The following is a 16,106-nucleotide window of genomic DNA, read 5'->3' on the forward strand; positions in this document are numbered from 1 at the left end:
CCGTTACAATGGGGGTGATCGGATGCCGTACGGTGACGCCATGGCGACCAGGACCAGGAGTGAGGAGCGGCGCGCGGAGATCGTGCGCGCCGCGCTGGAGGTGATCGCCGAACGCGGTTACCGGGGCGCGAGCCTCGCCGCGGTCGCCGAGCGCGTGGGCCTCACCCAGCAGGGCCTGTTGCACCACTTCCCCACCAAGGAGGCCCTGCTGGTCGCCGTGCTCAAGGAGCGGGACCAGTGGGACGCCCTGCCCGACACCACTTGGCGGGCCGACCTGCTCGTCTCGCTGGTCGAGTACAACGCCATGCGGCCCGGGATCATCCAGACCTTCTCGGCACTGCTCGGCGAGAGCGTCACGGAGGGGCACCCGGCACGCGAGTTCTTCACCCGGCGCTACACCGCGGTGCGCGCGAACATGGCCTCGGTTCTGCGCGCCGAGTACGGCGAGCGGCTGCCGAGCGGTCTCACGCCGGAGCGCGCCGCTCCGCTGCTCGTCGCCGTGATGGACGGGCTGCAGTACCAGTGGCTGCTGGACCCGGAGTCGGTGGACATGCCGGCCGCGTTCCGGGACTTCCTCATGCTGCTGGGCGAGGACTGACCGCCCTGCGGGGCCACTGGGTGGGGGCGGACTGTCCTGCGAGGCCACGGGGCGATGACCGACCGTCCCACGAGGCCACTGGGTGAGGGCGTCCGCCGGGGCCCACCGCACCACCGATGGCCGTCCGTCCCGGACAACGGCCCATGCCCTTCGGCCACTTCCGCCCCGCGCCATGGTGGACACCCCCCGCGTCACGGGATACTGCCGCCGTCCGACAGCACCCCCACCTGACGGAAGGCCCGAACTCCCTTGACCCAGTTACGTGTTCGGATCGGCATCCTCGGCCTGGCGCTGCTGGCGGGACTCACCGTGACGCCCGCCGCGACGGCGACGACGGCCGGGACCTCCGCGGCCGGAACCCCCACGGTCGAGGAGCGGCGGCTCGACGGGGCCGCGCCCCAGGAGATCCTGCGACGTTCCGGATTCGACACCGTGGCACCGGAGTTGGTCCGGGCGCTGGGCCGGGCCGCTTCGTACGCGCGGGCCGAGCGGATCGTGGCCCGGGAGGGCGCGCGGCTGTGGCGGCGGGCGGTCGACCGCGCGCAGGGCCGGGGCCCGGCGGGCGGCGACCTGAGCCGGGACGACGACCGGCCGTTGTACTGGGCTCGGCTCGGCATGACGCGCGAAGTGCGGGAGTGGAACCCCGGGTTCGGGCTGACCGGGGCCCAACGCGTCCGCCTGCTCGACGACTTGGAGCGGAGCTCGCGCGGTCATGACTCCGTGCGCTACCCGCCGCGCACGGGACCCCACCGCGGGGTGAAGCGCATCCTGGTCACCGGGTTCGACCCGTTCACGCTCGACCGTGACATCCGGATCTCCAATCCGTCCGGGGCGACCGCGCTCGCTCTCGACGGCACGACGATCAGAACGGCGGACGGTCCGGCACGCGTGGAGACCGTCGTGTTCCCGGTCCGCTGGCAGGACTTCACCGGCGGCACCTCCCCGGCGTCCGGCTCCCCGGAAGGGACGGTGGAGCGGACCCTGCGGCCGTACCTCCCGCAGGTGGACCTGTTCACGACGGTCAGCCAGGGCCGCGTCGGCCGGTTCGACGTGGAACGGACCAACGGGGCCTGGCGGGGCGGCTTTCCGGACAACGACAACGTCTCGGTGACGGGGACCGTCCCGGTCACCGACCCGGCCTCGCAGCCCCAGTGGACGACGACGACCCTCCCGTACGCGGAGATCGTCGCCGCCCACACGGGCCGCTTCCCGGTCTACGACCACACCTCGGTGACCGAGATCCCGGCGGGAGGGGCCGACCCTGTCGTACGCGCCGACGGGCCTACCCCGGGATCACAGGCCCGCGCGGGCGGCGGCGGGGACTATCTGTCGAACGAGATCGCCTACCGGGCGACGCTGCTGCGGGACCGCCTCGGCCTGGGCGCGAGGCTGCCCGGCGGCCATGTCCACACGCCCGTCCTGCAGTTCGGCCCGGACAACACGGACCCGGCGACCGGGACGGTGACGGACCCGGAGTTCGTGCGCAACCGTCTCGACATCATCGCGCAGGTGCGGGCGATCCTGACAGTGGCCGTGGACGCGACCGCCCCGCCCGTACCGTGATGACGGCGACGGCGGGCGTCTCGGTCACGACGTGGCGCCCTGCTCCTCGGAAGCCTCGTCGGAAGCCCTGTCCGAGTCCTCGTCGGCATCGCCCTCCCCGCTCTCCTCGATCTCCTCGCCGAGCAGGTCCCGGGCCATCAGGGTGGCACCCGCGACGGCGCCCGGCATGAGGAACACCGCGACGAACGGAACGAGGAAGGCGAGGCCCAGTGGGGTGCCGAAGCCCCAGACCAGTGTCTTGCGGGAACGGAGCAGGGCGAGGCGCGCCCGGAGGTCGACGCGCCGGCGTTGCAGGGCGACGGCGACGAGTTCCTCGGTGAGGAAGAAGCCGGTGACGAAGAAGCCGAGCACCGGGACGACGGTCTGTCCGATGAACGGAACGAAGCCGAGCGCGAAGAGGAGGACGGCCCAGACGAGTGCCCGCACGAGGATACGGAGGCTGTCGCGCGCGGAGATCCACAGTTCGCGCCAGAGCGGCAGCCCCGACTCCGGGGCCGTGCCGTCCGGGGAGACGTCCCGGTCGACCTTCTCCGAGAGGTTCTCGTAGAAGGGCTGGCCCATGAGCAGGGTGACCGCGGTGAAGGTGAGGACGGCGAGGAGGAGGGCGAGAGCGAAGAGCACGGCGGTGAGGAAACCGCGGAAAAGGCCTGACCAGGGGCTGGTCCAGTCGTCCGCGAACGGCGTCGCCCAGGTGACGAAGCCCTCCCCGTACACACCGAGGGCGACCAGCGCCGCCGCGTAGAGCACGAGCGTGATGAGACCCGGCAGCAACCCGAATCCGTAACTCTTCCCGTGCCGGGCCACCCACCGCTGGCCGCGCAGCAAATAGCCGAAGCCCACCCCAAGATCGCGCATGGGGCAACTTTATCGGGGTGTCGCGGCGGACCCCAGTGCGTGGTGGTGACGGCTTCGACACGGGGCGGGGGTGACCCCTTGCAGGGGGCGGCCCTACGCGACGGTGACGGCGACCACCACCCCCCGGTCCGCCGCGGGCGCGATCGCGGCCGAGACGCGGACCGCGGCGGCGCGGGCGACCCGGCCGGCCCGGTGGGCTGAACCCATCATCACGGGCTGGAGCTGTTCGAGGCCGGCGACGAGGAGCTCCTCGCCCGCGACGAGCAGCGGGCGCGCCGCGGTCACCGCGGCGGCCGCGGTCTCCGTGAGATCGGCGAGCGCCGGAAGTCCGGCGCGGACGGCTCCGGCTCCCGCGGCGGCCACCCGCTCGGCCAGGGCCACCTGGAGGGGCAGCAGCGGAGCCAGCGCGGCCGTCAACGCGTCAACGACGCGGCGCAGTTCGGGCGAGGAGTCGCGCAGTACCTCCGCCGAGGCCCGGATCACCGGAGTGAGCGCGAGCAGGGCCCCGGCCGCGACGCCGGCCGCCGCCGGCAGCAGCGGTGAGGTGGCCTCGATCAGCTCGCCGAGCACGACGACGGCCTCCTGAACGGCGGGTTCCACCGCGTCGAGCACGGGCAGCAGGCTGTCGCCGATCGCGGCGAGCAGCGCCTGGGCGGGTTCGCTCACGGGGTGCACGGCGAGCGGCGCCCCGCTGGTGCCGAGCCGAGTCAGGGTGTCGACGATCTTGTAGAACGCCTCCTGCGCCTGCGGCGAGGCGCTGGCCTCGGCCAGTTCGGCCGTCGTCTCGCGCAGGACGCGCAGCGCCTCCGTCCCGGAGCCGTCCCGGGGGTCGAGGGTGTTGACGGCGATCCTGGTGATGTTCCCCGCCGTGTCGAGGAGTTGGCCGGTGATGTCGGTCGTGCCGCGCACCAGGCGCAGCACGTCCTCCCTGCTGGGGAGCGACGGAATCGGGGACATGGGCTCTCCTCGCCGCACGCGTCGCCGCCGGGACCTGTCCGGCGGATCGGGCCGGGTGCCGCAGTCAGCATGCCCGCTCCGGCCCCCCGGTGATGCGCCGTCCGGGGCGTCCATGACGGCCGTCGGGGCGGACGCGAGGGCCTTTGTGGCGGGAGGGCGCCCTTGTTGCGCCAGAGTCGAAAAGACACACCTCGCCGTACCGCCCGGACCGGTCCGGACCGACCCGGGGCCGAACCGGGGCGGCCCGGCGCGGCCCCGGGTCGGCTCGAGTCGACCCGGGGCCGTCGCGGTCGTCGTCGTGGCGGCCCCCGTCGTAGCGGCCATCGTCGTGGCGGCGGCCATCGTCGTGTGCGACAAGCGCCGTGTGCGACGAGCGCCGTGTGCGACGAGCGCCGTCGGACAGGGGTCCCGTCGGTGGGGCCGACGGTCAGAGCTTGACGATCATCTTTCCGACGTTGTCGCCGCGCAGGACGCCGAAGAAGGCCTCCACGTTGTTCTCGATGCCCTCGACGACCGTCTCGGCGTACTTCAGCTCACCGGAGCGGACCCAGGCGCCGACCTCCTGGACGAACTCCTGCTGGAGGTCGTAGTTGTCGCCGACGAGGAAGCCCTGCATGCGGCCGCGGGTCTGGATCAGCCGGGCCAGGTTCCTGGGGCCGGGGACAGGCTCGGTGCTGTTGTAGACGGAGATCATCCCGCAGATCGCGATGCGGCCGTCCCGGTTCAGCGAGCCGATGGCGGCCTCCAGGTGGTCACCGCCCACGTTGTCGAAGTAGACGTCGACACCGTCGGGGGCGGCCTCGCGCAACTGCTGGGAGACCGGGCCGTTCTTGTAGTTGAAGGCGGCGTCGAAGCCGTACTCCTCGACGAGCAGCTTGACCTTCTCGTCGGACCCGGCGGAGCCGATGACGCGCGAGGCGCCCTTGAGCCTGGCGATCTGGCCCACCTGGCTGCCGACGGCACCGGCGGCGCCGGACACGAAGACGGAGTCGCCCTCCTTGAAGGAGGCGGTGCGCAGGAGCCCGGCGTACGCGGTGAGGCCGGTCATGCCGAGGACGCCGAGGTACGTCGACAGCGGCGCGGCCTCCGGGTCCACCTTGACGGCCTGCTTGGCGTCCACGATCGCGTACTCGCGCCAGCCGAGGAAGTGCAGCACATGGTCGCCGACCTCGATGCCCTCGGCGTTCGAGGCGATGACCTCGCCGACCGCGCCGCCCTGCATGGTCTTGCCGAGCTCGAAGGGAGCGACGTAGGACTTGGCGGCGCTCATGCGGCCCCGCATGTACGGGTCGACGGACACGTAGGCGTTGCGCACCAGGACCTCGCCGGGACCCGGCTGCCGGACCTCGGCCTCGACGAGGGCGAAGTCCGCGGGCTCGGGCCAGCCGACCGGACGGCTGACCAGGTGCCATTCGCGGCCGACGGAGGGAAGCTGGGGGATCTCGGACATGAGGGTGCGCCTTTCACGGTGACCGGCGAGCGGCTCTAATACTTCAGTACCTGAAACAACCATGCGCCTGAATATTTCATGATGTCAAGTAACGCGGTACGCTCGGAGGCATGGCCACCCACAAGAGACCACGGATCGACCCCTTGACCATGGAGGTCGTCGAGCTGATCGGCACGGTGGTGGCCCGCTACCACGAGGAGTACGAGGACGCCGCCGCCGAGCACGCCCTCACCGGCGCACAGGCGCGACTGCTGAGCCTGCTCTCGCTGGAGCCGCTGCCGATGCGGCGCCTGGCGCAGAAGCTGAAGTGCGAGCCGTCGAACGTCACGGGGATCGTGGACCGGCTGGAGACGCGGGGACTGGTGGAGCGGCGCCCCGACCCGGCGGACCGCCGGGTGAAACTGGCCGCGGCTACGGCCGAGGGGTGCAAGATCGCCGGGGGGTTGCGCGACTCACTGAACTTCGCCCGCGAGCCCCTGGCGGAACTCTCGGATCAGGAACGGCTGGCCCTGCGCGACCTGCTGCGCCGCATGCTGGGCGAGGACGCCGACAGCGACTGACACGCCAGTCCCGGTCCCGGTCCCGATGCCGGTGCGGTGGGGTGCGGTGGGGTGCGGTGGGGCCGAACGCCTCACGGCGCGGGCGGCGGCCTCCCCGGAACCGACCGGGAGCGACTGGGAGCTGTCGGTTTCTGTCGGGTTCTGCCAGGGTCTGTGGCGTTCCGCCCGAGCCTGTCACGTTGTGTCAGGTTCCATCGGGTTCTGTCGCGATCCGCCGACTCCGCCGGGCGGAATCGCCGTGGATGCCCCGGAAAGGGACCGTCGCCCCGACCGGCGCGGGCCCTGTCGTCGGCGTGTCGGGGTCATCGCGCGACCGGCACGATGACCCGTCAGCGGCGTGTCGGGGCCGTAGCGGGCCCGGTTGGGCGCCGGCAGGCGTTACGTGCACCACCACAAGAAGCGGTTGCACGCGTCCGAGGACGAGGGGGCCGGCGTGGGCGCCGACGTCGTGGGTGCCGCGGTGGCGGGGGCCGATGTCCGGGGGGACGAAGAGCCCCTCGCCGGGGCCGAGGTGGACCGGCCCGGGAGCGCGCCGGCGCTCGCCGACCCACCCGCGGCGCTCTTCTCGCTCGTCGCCGTGGGAGTCGCGGAGGGGGACGCGGAGGCGGATCCGGAGGGCGACGACGAGGAGCCGGGTGAACGGGTGGCCGAGGCGGAGTCCGACGGGGAACTCTTCGGATGCGAGGACGCCGCCGAGGAGGCCGAGCCGTCCGGCGACTCCCCGCCGGCCGCCGCGGGACTCGGGCCCAGCCCGGGTGCGTCGACGCCGAGTTCGGCGAGGCTCAGACCGCCGGCCGCGAGAACGAAGCCCACCGCGACGAACAGGGTGCGGCGCCGCCGACGGCGGTGTGCGGCGGCCTTGCGGTCACGCCGACTGGTGCCGACCGGGGCCTTCGGGCCGCTCGGACTCCCGGCACCTCTCCCGGCATCGCTTCCGGCGTCCCGGCCACGGTCCCCGCGCCGTCGCGCAGCGCGCCCGGAGCGCCCCTGGGCGTCGCCGTCCCCACCGTGGTACGCGTCGGCGTCGCCGCCCGATTCCGGGCGCGCGTCGGCCTCCTCAGCGTCCGCGCCGAGTTCGTCGACCGGGGTGCCGCACCCGGGACAGGCGAGGGCGCCGTTGAGGTGCCTTCGGCACACGTGGCAGTAGTCCATGACGCGGGAAGACTAGGGTCACCGCCGGTAACGTTCCTAGGGGCAGTTGTGAAAGTTCTGTGCGGAATCAAGCATTCCGGTCCGTCGGACCCGGACACCCCCGAACATTCCCCGCCATCCTGCGCCCATCGCGTCCAAACCGTTATGCGCGCGACCCATTGACACTCCCCGGGCCGCGTCCTTACTGTCACGCCAGCATTTCGAACGTGTGACGAAATTTCGAACAGAGCTAGAGCAGCAGGGGGCATCTGCCGTGCGCATCACGGGAATCACCACACACGTGGTCGGGACACCCTGGCGGAACCTGACCTACGTCCAGGTGCACACCGACGAGGGCATCACCGGAGTCGGCGAGACCCGCATGCTGGGCCACACCGACGCGCTGATCGGCTATCTGCACGAGGCGCAGGCCAACCATATTCTCGGTTCCGACCCGTTCGCCGTCGAGGACCTGGTCCGCCGGATGAAGTACGGCGACTACGGGCGGGCCGGCGAGATCGTGATGTCCGGCATCGCGGTCATCGAGATGGCGTGCTGGGACATCAAGGGCAAGGCGCTCGGGGTGCCGGTCTGGCAGCTCCTCGGCGGCAAGGTCACCGACAAGGTCAAGGCGTACGCCAACGGCTGGTACACCACCGAACGGACCCCGGAGGCCTATCACAAGGCCGCGCAGGAGGTCGTCGCGCGGGGCTACCGGGCTCTCAAGATCGACCCCTTCGGCACCGGCCACTTCGAGCTCGACCACGCGGCGACGCTGTACTCGGTGTCGCTCATCGAGGCGGTGCGCGACGCGATCGGGCCCGAGACCGAGCTGATGCTGGAGATGCACGGCCGCTTCTCGCCGTCCACCGCCGTCCGGCTGGCCCACGAGCTCGCGCCCTTCAAGCCCGCGTGGCTGGAGGAGCCGGTGCCGCCGGAGAACCTCAAGGCGCTGGAGAAGGTGGCCGCCAAGGTCGACATCCCGCTCGCCACCGGTGAACGGATCCACGACCGCATCGAGTTCCGTGAGCTCTTCGAGAGCCAGGCCGTGGACATCATCCAGCCCGACGTCGGCCACATCGGCGGCATCTGGGAGACCCGGAAGCTCGCGGCCACCGCCGAGGCGCACTACGTCCTGGTCGCGCCGCACAACGTCGGCGGCCCGGTGCTGACCGCCGCCTCGCTCCAGGTCGGCTTCACCTCACCGAACTTCAAGATCCTGGAGCACTTCAACGACTTCGCGGACGCGGAGATCAAGAAGGTCGTGAAGGGCGCCCCGCAGGTCGTCGACGGCTACTTCGAGCTGTCCCACGAGCCCGGTCTGGGCGTCGAGCTGGACGTCGACGCGGCGGCCGAGTTCCCGCAGCAGCAGGCGCGGTTCGACCTGTGGGCCGACGGCTGGGAGCAGCGCAAGCCCAAGGGGGCGAAGTGAGCACCGCGGTCGTCATCGAGGGTCCGGGCGAGCACCGGCTGACCCCGCACGAGCCGGTCCGGCCGTCGGCGGGCGAGGCGCTCGTACGGGTGCACGCGGTCGGCATCTGCGGCAGCGACCGCGAGGTCTACCAGGGCAACCGGCCCGAGGGTTACGTCCGCTACCCCCTGACCCCGGGTCACGAGTGGTCCGGGACCGTCGAGAAGGTCGGCGCCGGTGTTCCGGCGACGCTGGTCGGCCGCAAGGTCGTCGGTGAGGGCTTCCGCAACTGCCAGGTCTGCGACCGTTGCCACGCGGGCGAGACAACGTTGTGCACGGCCGGGTACGAGGAGACCGGGTTCACCCAGCCCGGCGCGATGGCGAGCACGCTGACGCTGCCGGCGCGGCTGCTCCACGTCCTGCCCGACGACGCCGATCTGACCGCCGCCGCCCTGCTCGAACCGGCCGCCTGCATCGCGGCCGCCGCGCTCAAGGCGAACGCCCGGCCCGGTGAGCGCGTGGCCGTGGTGGGCACCGGGACGCTCGGGATGTTCGCCGTGCAGTTCCTGAGGGCGGGTTCGCCGGCCGAGCTGCTCGTGGTCGGCACCCGCCCGGACCGGGCGGCGCTGTCGAAGGACTTCGGCGCCACCGACTTCCGTACCAGGGACCAGGAACTCCCGGACGACTTCGACGTGGTCGTCGAGACCGCCGGGTCCGTGTCCGCCGCGCGCACCGCCGCCTCCCTGCTGCGGCGCGGCGGACGCCTGGTCCTCACGGGGATCCCGGCACCGGGTGCCGAGGGGCTCGATCCGACCGATCTCGTCGTACGGCAGCTGGAGGTGCACACCGTGTTCGGGGCGCCGCCGGAGGCCTGGGCGCACACGGTGCGGGTGTTCGGCGCCGGTCTGCTGAATCCGTTGCCGCTGGTGACGCACGAGCTGCCGCTCGCCGCGTTCCCGGAGGCCATCGAGCTGGTGGGGTCCGGTGATCCCAAGGTCGGCAAGGTTCTGCTGAAGCCGTGACCACCCGAGCCGTACGCCGGTACGGGGGCTCCTGACGGCCCCGTACCGGCGTACACCAGGCTCCCGCACACCCCTAGCCGCGAACTCCGCCCGAAATATCGAACGTGAAGGACAGCTCGTGACCGACGCCTCCCCTACGGCAGCCCGTCGACCCGGTGAGAGCGCGCTCGCCGCGCTCGGCCTGGGCGCGCCCGCCCTCTCTCCCGCCGACGCCTCGCCGCACACCTTCCCCGGAGGTGGTCGCTGGCGCACCGAGGTTCCCTCCGTGGAGGGGCCCGAGGCGCTCGCCGCGGTCCTCAAGGAGTCCTCGCGGCTCGATGTGCCGATCCACCGGATCAGCCAGGGCAGCGGTGTCTGGATGCTGACCGACGCCGAGATCACCGAGATGGTCGAGGCCACCGGTGAACGCGACATCGAACTCTGCCTGTTCACCGGCCCGCGGGGCATCTGGGACATCGGTGCCTCGGCCCGTACCGACTCGCGCGGCGGCGGCCTGCGTGCCCGCGGCCACGACGCGGTGGCCGGCTGTGTCGAGGACGCCGTCCGGGCGACGGAGCTGGGCGTCAAGTGCCTGCTCGTCGCCGACGAGGGCGTGCTGTGGACGCTGCACCGGGCGCGGGTCGCCGGGATCATCCCGGCCGACACCACCCTCAAGGTCTCGGCGCTGATCGGTCCGGTCAACCCGGCCTCGTACGCCGTGTACGAGAGCCTCGGCGCCGACTCGGTGAACGTGCCGAGCGATCTGACGCTCGGCCATCTCACCGAGATCCGGCGGGTCTCCGCCGCCCCCATGGACATGTACATCGAGGCCCCCGACGATCTCGGCGGGTACATACGGATGTACGAGGTCGCCGAGCTGATCCGCCGCGGCGCACCGCTGTATCTGAAGTTCGGGCTGTCCAAGACCCCCGGGATCTACCCGTACGGACACCATCTGCGGGACCTGACGCTGAGCACGGCCCGGGAAAGGGTGCGGCGCGGCCGGCTCGCCCTTGACCTGCTCGCACGGCACGGAGCGGACGGCGACATGGCGCCGCTCGGCACCCGTCTGCCCGGCACGCTCTCACGGTTCGACACTCCCTCATAACGTTCGCACAAACCCCCTTCACACAAGCCGACACAGTCGCGCACAATCCAACACACCTTCTCGGCCTTCCTCTCTCAAAGCTCCCGGAGTATTCGAGTTCCGCGAGACCGAGCCCGGTCCAAGACATCAAGGATGATGATCATGCGTAACCGCAGAGCCGCCCTCACCGCCATAGCCGGAGCCGCCTCCCTCGCCCTCGCCCTGACCGCCTGCGGCCAGAGCGGCAACGGCGGCAGCAAGGACGAAGCGACCGGCAGCAGCAAGGGCGGGACCATCGGCATCGCGATGCCGACGAAGTCCTCCGAGCGCTGGATCGGCGACGGCAACAACGTCGTGAAGAACCTGGAGTCCAAGGGCTACAAGACCAAGCTGGTCTACGGCGAGGACGACCCCCAGCAGCAGGTCTCGCAGATCGAGAACCTGATCACGCAGGGCGTGAAGGCGCTGATCGTCGCGGCCATCGACAACAAGTCCCTGGACAACGTTCTCCAGGAGGCCGCGGACGCCCACATCCCGGTCATCGCCTACGACCGTCTGATCCTGGGCACGAAGAACGTCGACTACTACGCGTCCTTCGACAACAGCAAGGTCGGCGAGCTCCAGGCCAACTACATCGTCGACAAGCTCGGTCTCAAGAACGGAAAGGGCCCGTTCAACATCGAGCTGTTCGCCGGCTCCAACGACGACAACAACACGAAGTACTTCTTCGGCGGCGCGATGAGCGTGCTCCAGCCGTACATCGACAGCAAGAAGCTCGTCGTGCAGTCCGGCCAGACCGGCCTCACCCAGGTCACCACCCTGCGCTGGGACGGCGCCACCGCCCAGAAGCGCATGGACGACATCCTCACCAAGTCGTACGCCAGCAAGAAGGTCGACGCGGTCCTCTCGCCGTACGACGGCATCTCCATCGGCATCCTGTCGGCGCTGAAGTCGGACGACTACGGCTCCAAGAGCAAGCCGCTGCCGGTCCTCACCGGCCAGGACGCCGAGCTGGCCTCGGTGAAGTCGATCATCGCGGGCGAGCAGACGCAGACCGTCTACAAGGACACCCGCGAACTGGCCAAGATCGCCTCGAACATGGTCGACGCGGCCCTCAACGGCAAGAAGCCGGAGACCAACGACACCAAGACCTACGACAACGGCTCGAAGGTCGTCCCCGCCTACCTGCTCCAGCCGGTGAGCGTCGACAAGACCAACTACAAGCAGGTCCTGGTGGACGGCGGCTACTACACGGCGGACGAGCTCAAGTAACCCACCCCGTCCCACTGATCTCTTAGTGATTGGAAGGCACGACCATGGCGGGACCCGTCCTGGAAATGCGCTCGATCGTCAAGACCTTTCCCGGCGTCAAAGCGCTGTCGGACGTCACGCTGACCGTCCGCCAGGGCGAGGTCCACGCCATCTGCGGGGAGAACGGCGCCGGCAAGTCGACCTTGATGAAGGTCCTCTCCGGCGTCCACCCGCACGGGAGTTACGAGGGCGAGATCCTCTTCGAGGGTGACGTCTGCCGCTTCGGGGACATCCGGGCGAGCGAACAGCACGGCATCGTCATCATCCACCAGGAACTGGCGCTGTCGCCGTACCTCTCCCTCGCGGAGAACATCTTCCTCGGCAACGAACACGCCAGGGGCGGGTTCATCAACTGGAACGAGACGCTGCGGCACGCCACGCAGCTGCTGCGCCGGGTCGGTCTGACCGATCACCCGGAGACCCGCGTCGCCGACATCGGCGTGGGCAAGCAGCAGCTCGTGGAGATCGCGAAGGCGCTCTCGAAGAAGGTGAAGCTGCTCATCCTCGACGAGCCGACCGCGGCGCTCAACGACGAGGACAGCGACAAACTCCTCGATCTCATACTGGAGTTGAAGAAACAGGGCATCACCTCGATCATCATCTCCCACAAGCTGAACGAGATCCGCAAGGTCGCCGACTCGGTGACGATCCTTCGCGACGGCCAGTCCATCGAGACCCTCGACGTGAAGGCGCCGGAGACGACCGAGGACCGGATCATCAGCGGAATGGTCGGCCGGGACCTCGACCACCGCTTCCCCGAGCGCACCCCGCACCACGCGGAGGAGGGCGCGGCCCCGGCGCTGGAGATCCGCGACTGGACCGTGCACCATCCGATCGACCAGCAGCGCAAGGTGGTCAACGACGTGTCGCTCCATGCGCGGCGCGGGGAGATCGTCGGTATCGCGGGTCTGATGGGCGCCGGCCGCACCGAGCTCGCGATGAGCGTCTTCGGACGGTCGTACGGCCGGTACGCGGGCGGCACGGTCCTCAAGGACGGCAAGGAGATCCGTACCAAGACCGTCGCGGCGGCGGTCGGCCACGGCATCGCCTACGTCACCGAGGACCGTAAGCACTACGGCCTGAACCTCATCGACACCATCAACCGCAACATCTCGCTGACCGCCCTGGCCAAGGTCGCCAAGCGGGGCCTGGTCGACGAGCACGAGGAGCGCCAGGTCGCCGAGCGCTACCGCAAGTCGATGAACATCAAGGCGCCGACCGTCTTCGAGCCGGTCGGCAAGCTCTCCGGCGGCAACCAGCAGAAGGTCGTCCTCAGCAAGTGGATCTTCGCGGGTCCGGACGTGCTGATCCTGGACGAACCGACCCGCGGCATCGACGTGGGGGCCAAGTTCGAGATCTACACGGTCATCGACAAGCTGGCCGCCGAGGGCAAGGCAATCATCTTCATCTCCTCCGAGCTGCCCGAACTGCTCGGCATGTGCGACCGCATCTACACCATGGCTGCCGGGCGGCTGACAGGTGAGTTCTCGCGGGCCGAGGCCACGCAGGAAGTGCTGATGCGTCAGATGACGAAGGACAAAGAGGTAACGCGATGAGCACCGATGTGACCAACACCCCGGCCGAGGCACCGCCGGGCAAGGGCGGCAGCGGCGACACCGGGGAGAACTTGGTGCGGCTGATGCTCGACGGCATGCGCCGCAACATGCGCCAGTACGGCATGCTGATCGCCCTCGGCCTGATCGTCGCCCTCTTCGCCGTCTGGACCGGCGGAAGCACGCTGCTGCCGCACAACGTCTCCAACCTGGTCCTGCAGAACAGCTACATCCTGATCCTCGCGATCGGCATGATGCTGGTGATCATCGCGGGCCACATCGACCTGTCGGTCGGTTCGCTGACGGCGTTCGTGGGCGCGTTCGCGGCCGTGATGACGGTGCAGCACGGCGTGTCGTGGCCCGTCGCCCTGGTGCTGAGCCTGGCGGTGGGCGCCGTGGCGGGCTCGGTCCAGGGATTCCTGATCGCCTATCTCGGCATACCGTCCTTCATCGTCACCCTCGCCGGCATGCTGATCTTCCGCGGTATGACGGAGATCCTGCTCAAGGGGCAGACTCTCGGCCCGTTCCCGGGCGGCCTGCAGAAGATGGGCAACGGCTTCCTGCCGGAGGTCGGCCCGAGCACCAACTACCACAACATCACGCTGCTGCTGGGCCTGGCTGTGATCGTCTTCGTGGTCCTGCAGGAGGTCCGTGACCGCAAGCGCCAGCAGGAGTTCTCGCTGGACGTGCTGCCGGCCAAGCTGTTCCTGCTCAAGCTGGTCGCGCTGGTCGCCGCGGTCCTCACCGTCACGATGATGCTCGCCAGCTACAAGGGCGCGCCGATCGTGCTGCTGATCCTCGGCGCGCTGGTCGTCGGCTACGGCTACATGATGCGCAACGCCGTCTTCGGCCGCCACATCTACGCGATCGGCGGCAACCTCCCGGCGGCGAAGCTGTCCGGCGTCAAGGACAAGAAGGTCACCTTCTATGTCTTCCTGAACATGGGCATGCTCGCGGCCCTGGCGGGTCTGGTGGTAGCCGCCCGCCTGAACGCGGCCTCTCCGAAGGCCGGCCTGAGCTTCGAGCTGGAAGCGATCGCCTCGTCGTTCATCGGTGGCGCGTCCATGAGCGGCGGTGTGGGTACCGTCCTCGGCGCGATCATCGGCGGCCTGGTCCTCGGGGTGCTGAACAACGGCATGAACCTCCTCAGTGTCGGCACCGACTGGCAGCAGGTCATCAAGGGCCTGGCCCTGTTGGCGGCGGTCGGGTTCGACGTGTGGAACAAGCGCAAGTCCGGTTCGTAACTCAGCTGGGCCCCGCCGAAAGGCGGGGCCCCTCCATTTGCAGGAGCCGCAGTGGACATGAGCAGACGCACGGTCATCGCAGGCGCGGCGGCAGCGGGATTAACCGCGGCCACCATCGGCACGGCGCACGCCTCGGGCGGCAGGAAGCCCGAGAAGGAGCTCTTCGGCAAGCTCGCCGACGGGACGAAGGTCCACCGGTGGTCGCTGGAGAACGGCGGGACGCGGCTCAAGGTCCTGTCGTACGGCGGAATCGTCCAGTCCCTGGAGATCCCCGACCGGCACGGCAGGTACCGGAACGTCGCGCTGGGCTTCGACAACATCGACGACTACGTGGCCAGCAGCCCGTACTTCGGCGCGCTGATCGGCCGGTACGGCAACCGCATCGGCAAGGGGCAGTTCACCCTGGACGGCAAGGGCTACCAGCTCTCCGTCAACGACGGCGTCAACAGCCTGCACGGCGGCGCCAAGGGATTCGACAAGCACGTCTGGGACGTGGAGGGCTTCACCTCGGGCTCCGACGTCGGACTCGTCCTGCACTACACCAGCATCGACGGCGAGATGGGCTACCCCGGCACGCTCAGGGCGAAGGTCACCTACACCCTGACCGGGCACGGCGACTGGCGCATCGACTACGAGGCCACCACCGACAAGGCCACCGTCGTCAACCTCACCAGCCATGTGTACTGGAACCTCGCCGGTGAGGGCAGCGGCTCGATCTACGACCACGAGCTGGAGATCGCGGCCGCCCGCTTCACCCCCGTCGACTCGGGCCTGATCCCCACCGGCGAACTGGCCGCGGTCGCCGGCACCCCCTTCGACTTCCGCCGGACGAAGACCGTCGGCAGGGACATCCGGGTGGCCCACCAGCAGCTCCTGTACGGCAAGGGCATCGACCACAACTGGGTTCTCGACAAGGGCAGCACGGCGAGGCCCCGGCATGTCGCGACGCTCCGCGACCCGTCCTCCGGCCGCACCCTGAGCATCGCGACGACCGAGCCCGGCCTGCAGTTCTACTCGGGCAACTTCCTGGACGGCACCCTGGTCGGCACCGGCGGCCACATCTACCGCCAGGGCGACGCCCTGTGCCTGGAGACCCAGCACTTCCCGGACTCCCCGAACCACCCGTCGTTCCCGTCGACGGTGCTGCGACCGGGGCAGACCTACCGGACCTCCACGGTTCACTCGTTCGGTGCCTGACCGGACCTCACCGGTGCACGCGTTCGGCGCGTGACCGAACCCCACACGTACATGTGCTCGTTGCGTGACCGGTCCTCACAGCCGGTTCACAACATCCGCACGATTGCGCAGTGATTGAACAGCGCCACATCCGTATCCGTATGGAAGGGCGGCCCGTGCTCCCCCGCGCGGGCCACCCAAAGACGGAG

14 protein-coding genes are annotated in these 16,106 nt (G+C 70.0%); 10 read left to right on the top strand and 4 right to left on the bottom strand.

Annotated elements, in window-relative coordinates; genetic code table 11:
* Positions 1–22: 22 nt before the first annotated feature.
* Complete coding sequence (locus ACFYR3_RS12840) at positions 23–598, top strand: TetR/AcrR family transcriptional regulator (protein ID WP_355851104.1); 576 nt, start codon at positions 23–25, stop codon at positions 596–598.
* Positions 599–847: 249 nt separating this feature from the next.
* A complete protein-coding gene (locus tag ACFYR3_RS12845) occupies positions 848–2,161 on the top strand; it encodes a pyroglutamyl peptidase (RefSeq protein ID WP_389282785.1) in 1,314 nt (437 codons plus the stop codon).
* Positions 2,162–2,185: 24 nt separating this feature from the next.
* Here ACFYR3_RS12845 and ACFYR3_RS12850 read toward each other — a convergent pair whose 3' ends face one another.
* The 3 genes from ACFYR3_RS12850 to ACFYR3_RS12860 all read right to left on the bottom strand — a co-directional run bounded on the left by ACFYR3_RS12850 (position 2,186) and on the right by ACFYR3_RS12860 (position 5,423).
* Entirely contained in the window at positions 2,186–3,016 is an 831-nt protein-coding gene (locus tag ACFYR3_RS12850) for an EI24 domain-containing protein (protein WP_389282787.1), read from the bottom strand.
* A gap of 93 nt (positions 3,017–3,109) precedes the next feature.
* Positions 3,110–3,973: a hypothetical protein gene (locus ACFYR3_RS12855; RefSeq protein WP_389282789.1), complete on the bottom strand. Its 864-nt coding sequence runs from the start codon at positions 3,971–3,973 to the stop codon at positions 3,110–3,112.
* Positions 3,974–4,400: 427 nt separating this feature from the next.
* Positions 4,401–5,423: an NADP-dependent oxidoreductase gene (locus ACFYR3_RS12860; RefSeq protein ID WP_355851114.1), complete on the bottom strand. Its 1,023-nt coding sequence runs from the start codon at positions 5,421–5,423 to the stop codon at positions 4,401–4,403.
* A gap of 110 nt (positions 5,424–5,533) precedes the next feature.
* Between ACFYR3_RS12860 and ACFYR3_RS12865 the strand changes: the two genes are divergently transcribed.
* Positions 5,534–5,983: a MarR family transcriptional regulator gene (locus tag ACFYR3_RS12865; protein ID WP_355851116.1), complete on the top strand. Its 450-nt coding sequence runs from the start codon at positions 5,534–5,536 to the stop codon at positions 5,981–5,983.
* 378 nt (positions 5,984–6,361) lie between these two features.
* Here the strand turns inward: ACFYR3_RS12865 and ACFYR3_RS12870 are convergent, their stop codons facing one another.
* Complete coding sequence (locus tag ACFYR3_RS12870) at positions 6,362–7,135, bottom strand: hypothetical protein (RefSeq protein ID WP_389282791.1); 774 nt, start codon at positions 7,133–7,135, stop codon at positions 6,362–6,364.
* A 253-nt stretch (positions 7,136–7,388) separates the two neighbouring features.
* On the opposite strand from ACFYR3_RS12870, the gene ACFYR3_RS12875 reads away from it, so the two are divergent.
* From ACFYR3_RS12875 to ACFYR3_RS12905, 7 genes are all read left to right on the top strand, one after another.
* Positions 7,389–8,546 (top strand): mandelate racemase/muconate lactonizing enzyme family protein, encoded by a 1,158-nt coding sequence (locus ACFYR3_RS12875; protein WP_355851122.1) that lies wholly within the window; start codon positions 7,389–7,391, stop codon positions 8,544–8,546.
* Positions 8,543–9,547: an alcohol dehydrogenase catalytic domain-containing protein gene (locus tag ACFYR3_RS12880; RefSeq protein WP_355851125.1), complete on the top strand. Its 1,005-nt coding sequence runs from the start codon at positions 8,543–8,545 to the stop codon at positions 9,545–9,547. The genes ACFYR3_RS12875 and ACFYR3_RS12880 overlap by 4 nt, the downstream gene beginning before the upstream one ends.
* Positions 9,548–9,665: 118 nt before the next feature.
* Entirely contained in the window at positions 9,666–10,634 is a 969-nt protein-coding gene (locus ACFYR3_RS12885; protein WP_355851128.1) for a hypothetical protein, read from the top strand.
* A gap of 141 nt (positions 10,635–10,775) precedes the next feature.
* Positions 10,776–11,885, top strand: coding sequence for a multiple monosaccharide ABC transporter substrate-binding protein (gene chvE, locus ACFYR3_RS12890; RefSeq protein ID WP_355851131.1), 1,110 nt, complete (start codon positions 10,776–10,778; stop codon positions 11,883–11,885).
* Between the two features lie 44 nt (positions 11,886–11,929).
* The gene (mmsA, locus tag ACFYR3_RS12895) at positions 11,930–13,480 is read left to right on the top strand and encodes a multiple monosaccharide ABC transporter ATP-binding protein (protein ID WP_355851134.1); all 1,551 of its coding nucleotides are present in this window, start codon (positions 11,930–11,932) and stop codon (positions 13,478–13,480) included.
* Positions 13,477–14,721 carry a multiple monosaccharide ABC transporter permease gene (gene mmsB, locus ACFYR3_RS12900; protein ID WP_355851137.1) on the top strand — a complete coding sequence of 415 codons (1,245 nt, stop codon included), beginning with the start codon at positions 13,477–13,479 and terminating at the stop codon, positions 14,719–14,721. The genes mmsA and mmsB overlap by 4 nt, the downstream gene beginning before the upstream one ends.
* 51 nt (positions 14,722–14,772) lie before the next feature.
* Positions 14,773–15,918, top strand: a complete 1,146-nt coding sequence (locus tag ACFYR3_RS12905; protein WP_355851140.1) for an aldose epimerase family protein — start codon at positions 14,773–14,775, stop codon at positions 15,916–15,918.
* The last annotated feature ends 188 nt before the right edge of the window (positions 15,919–16,106 follow it).

Origin of the sequence: Streptomyces sp. NPDC005784 (genome assembly GCF_042871525.1) — a bacterium.
In the GTDB taxonomy this organism is placed as follows: domain Bacteria; phylum Actinomycetota; class Actinomycetes; order Streptomycetales; family Streptomycetaceae; genus Streptomyces.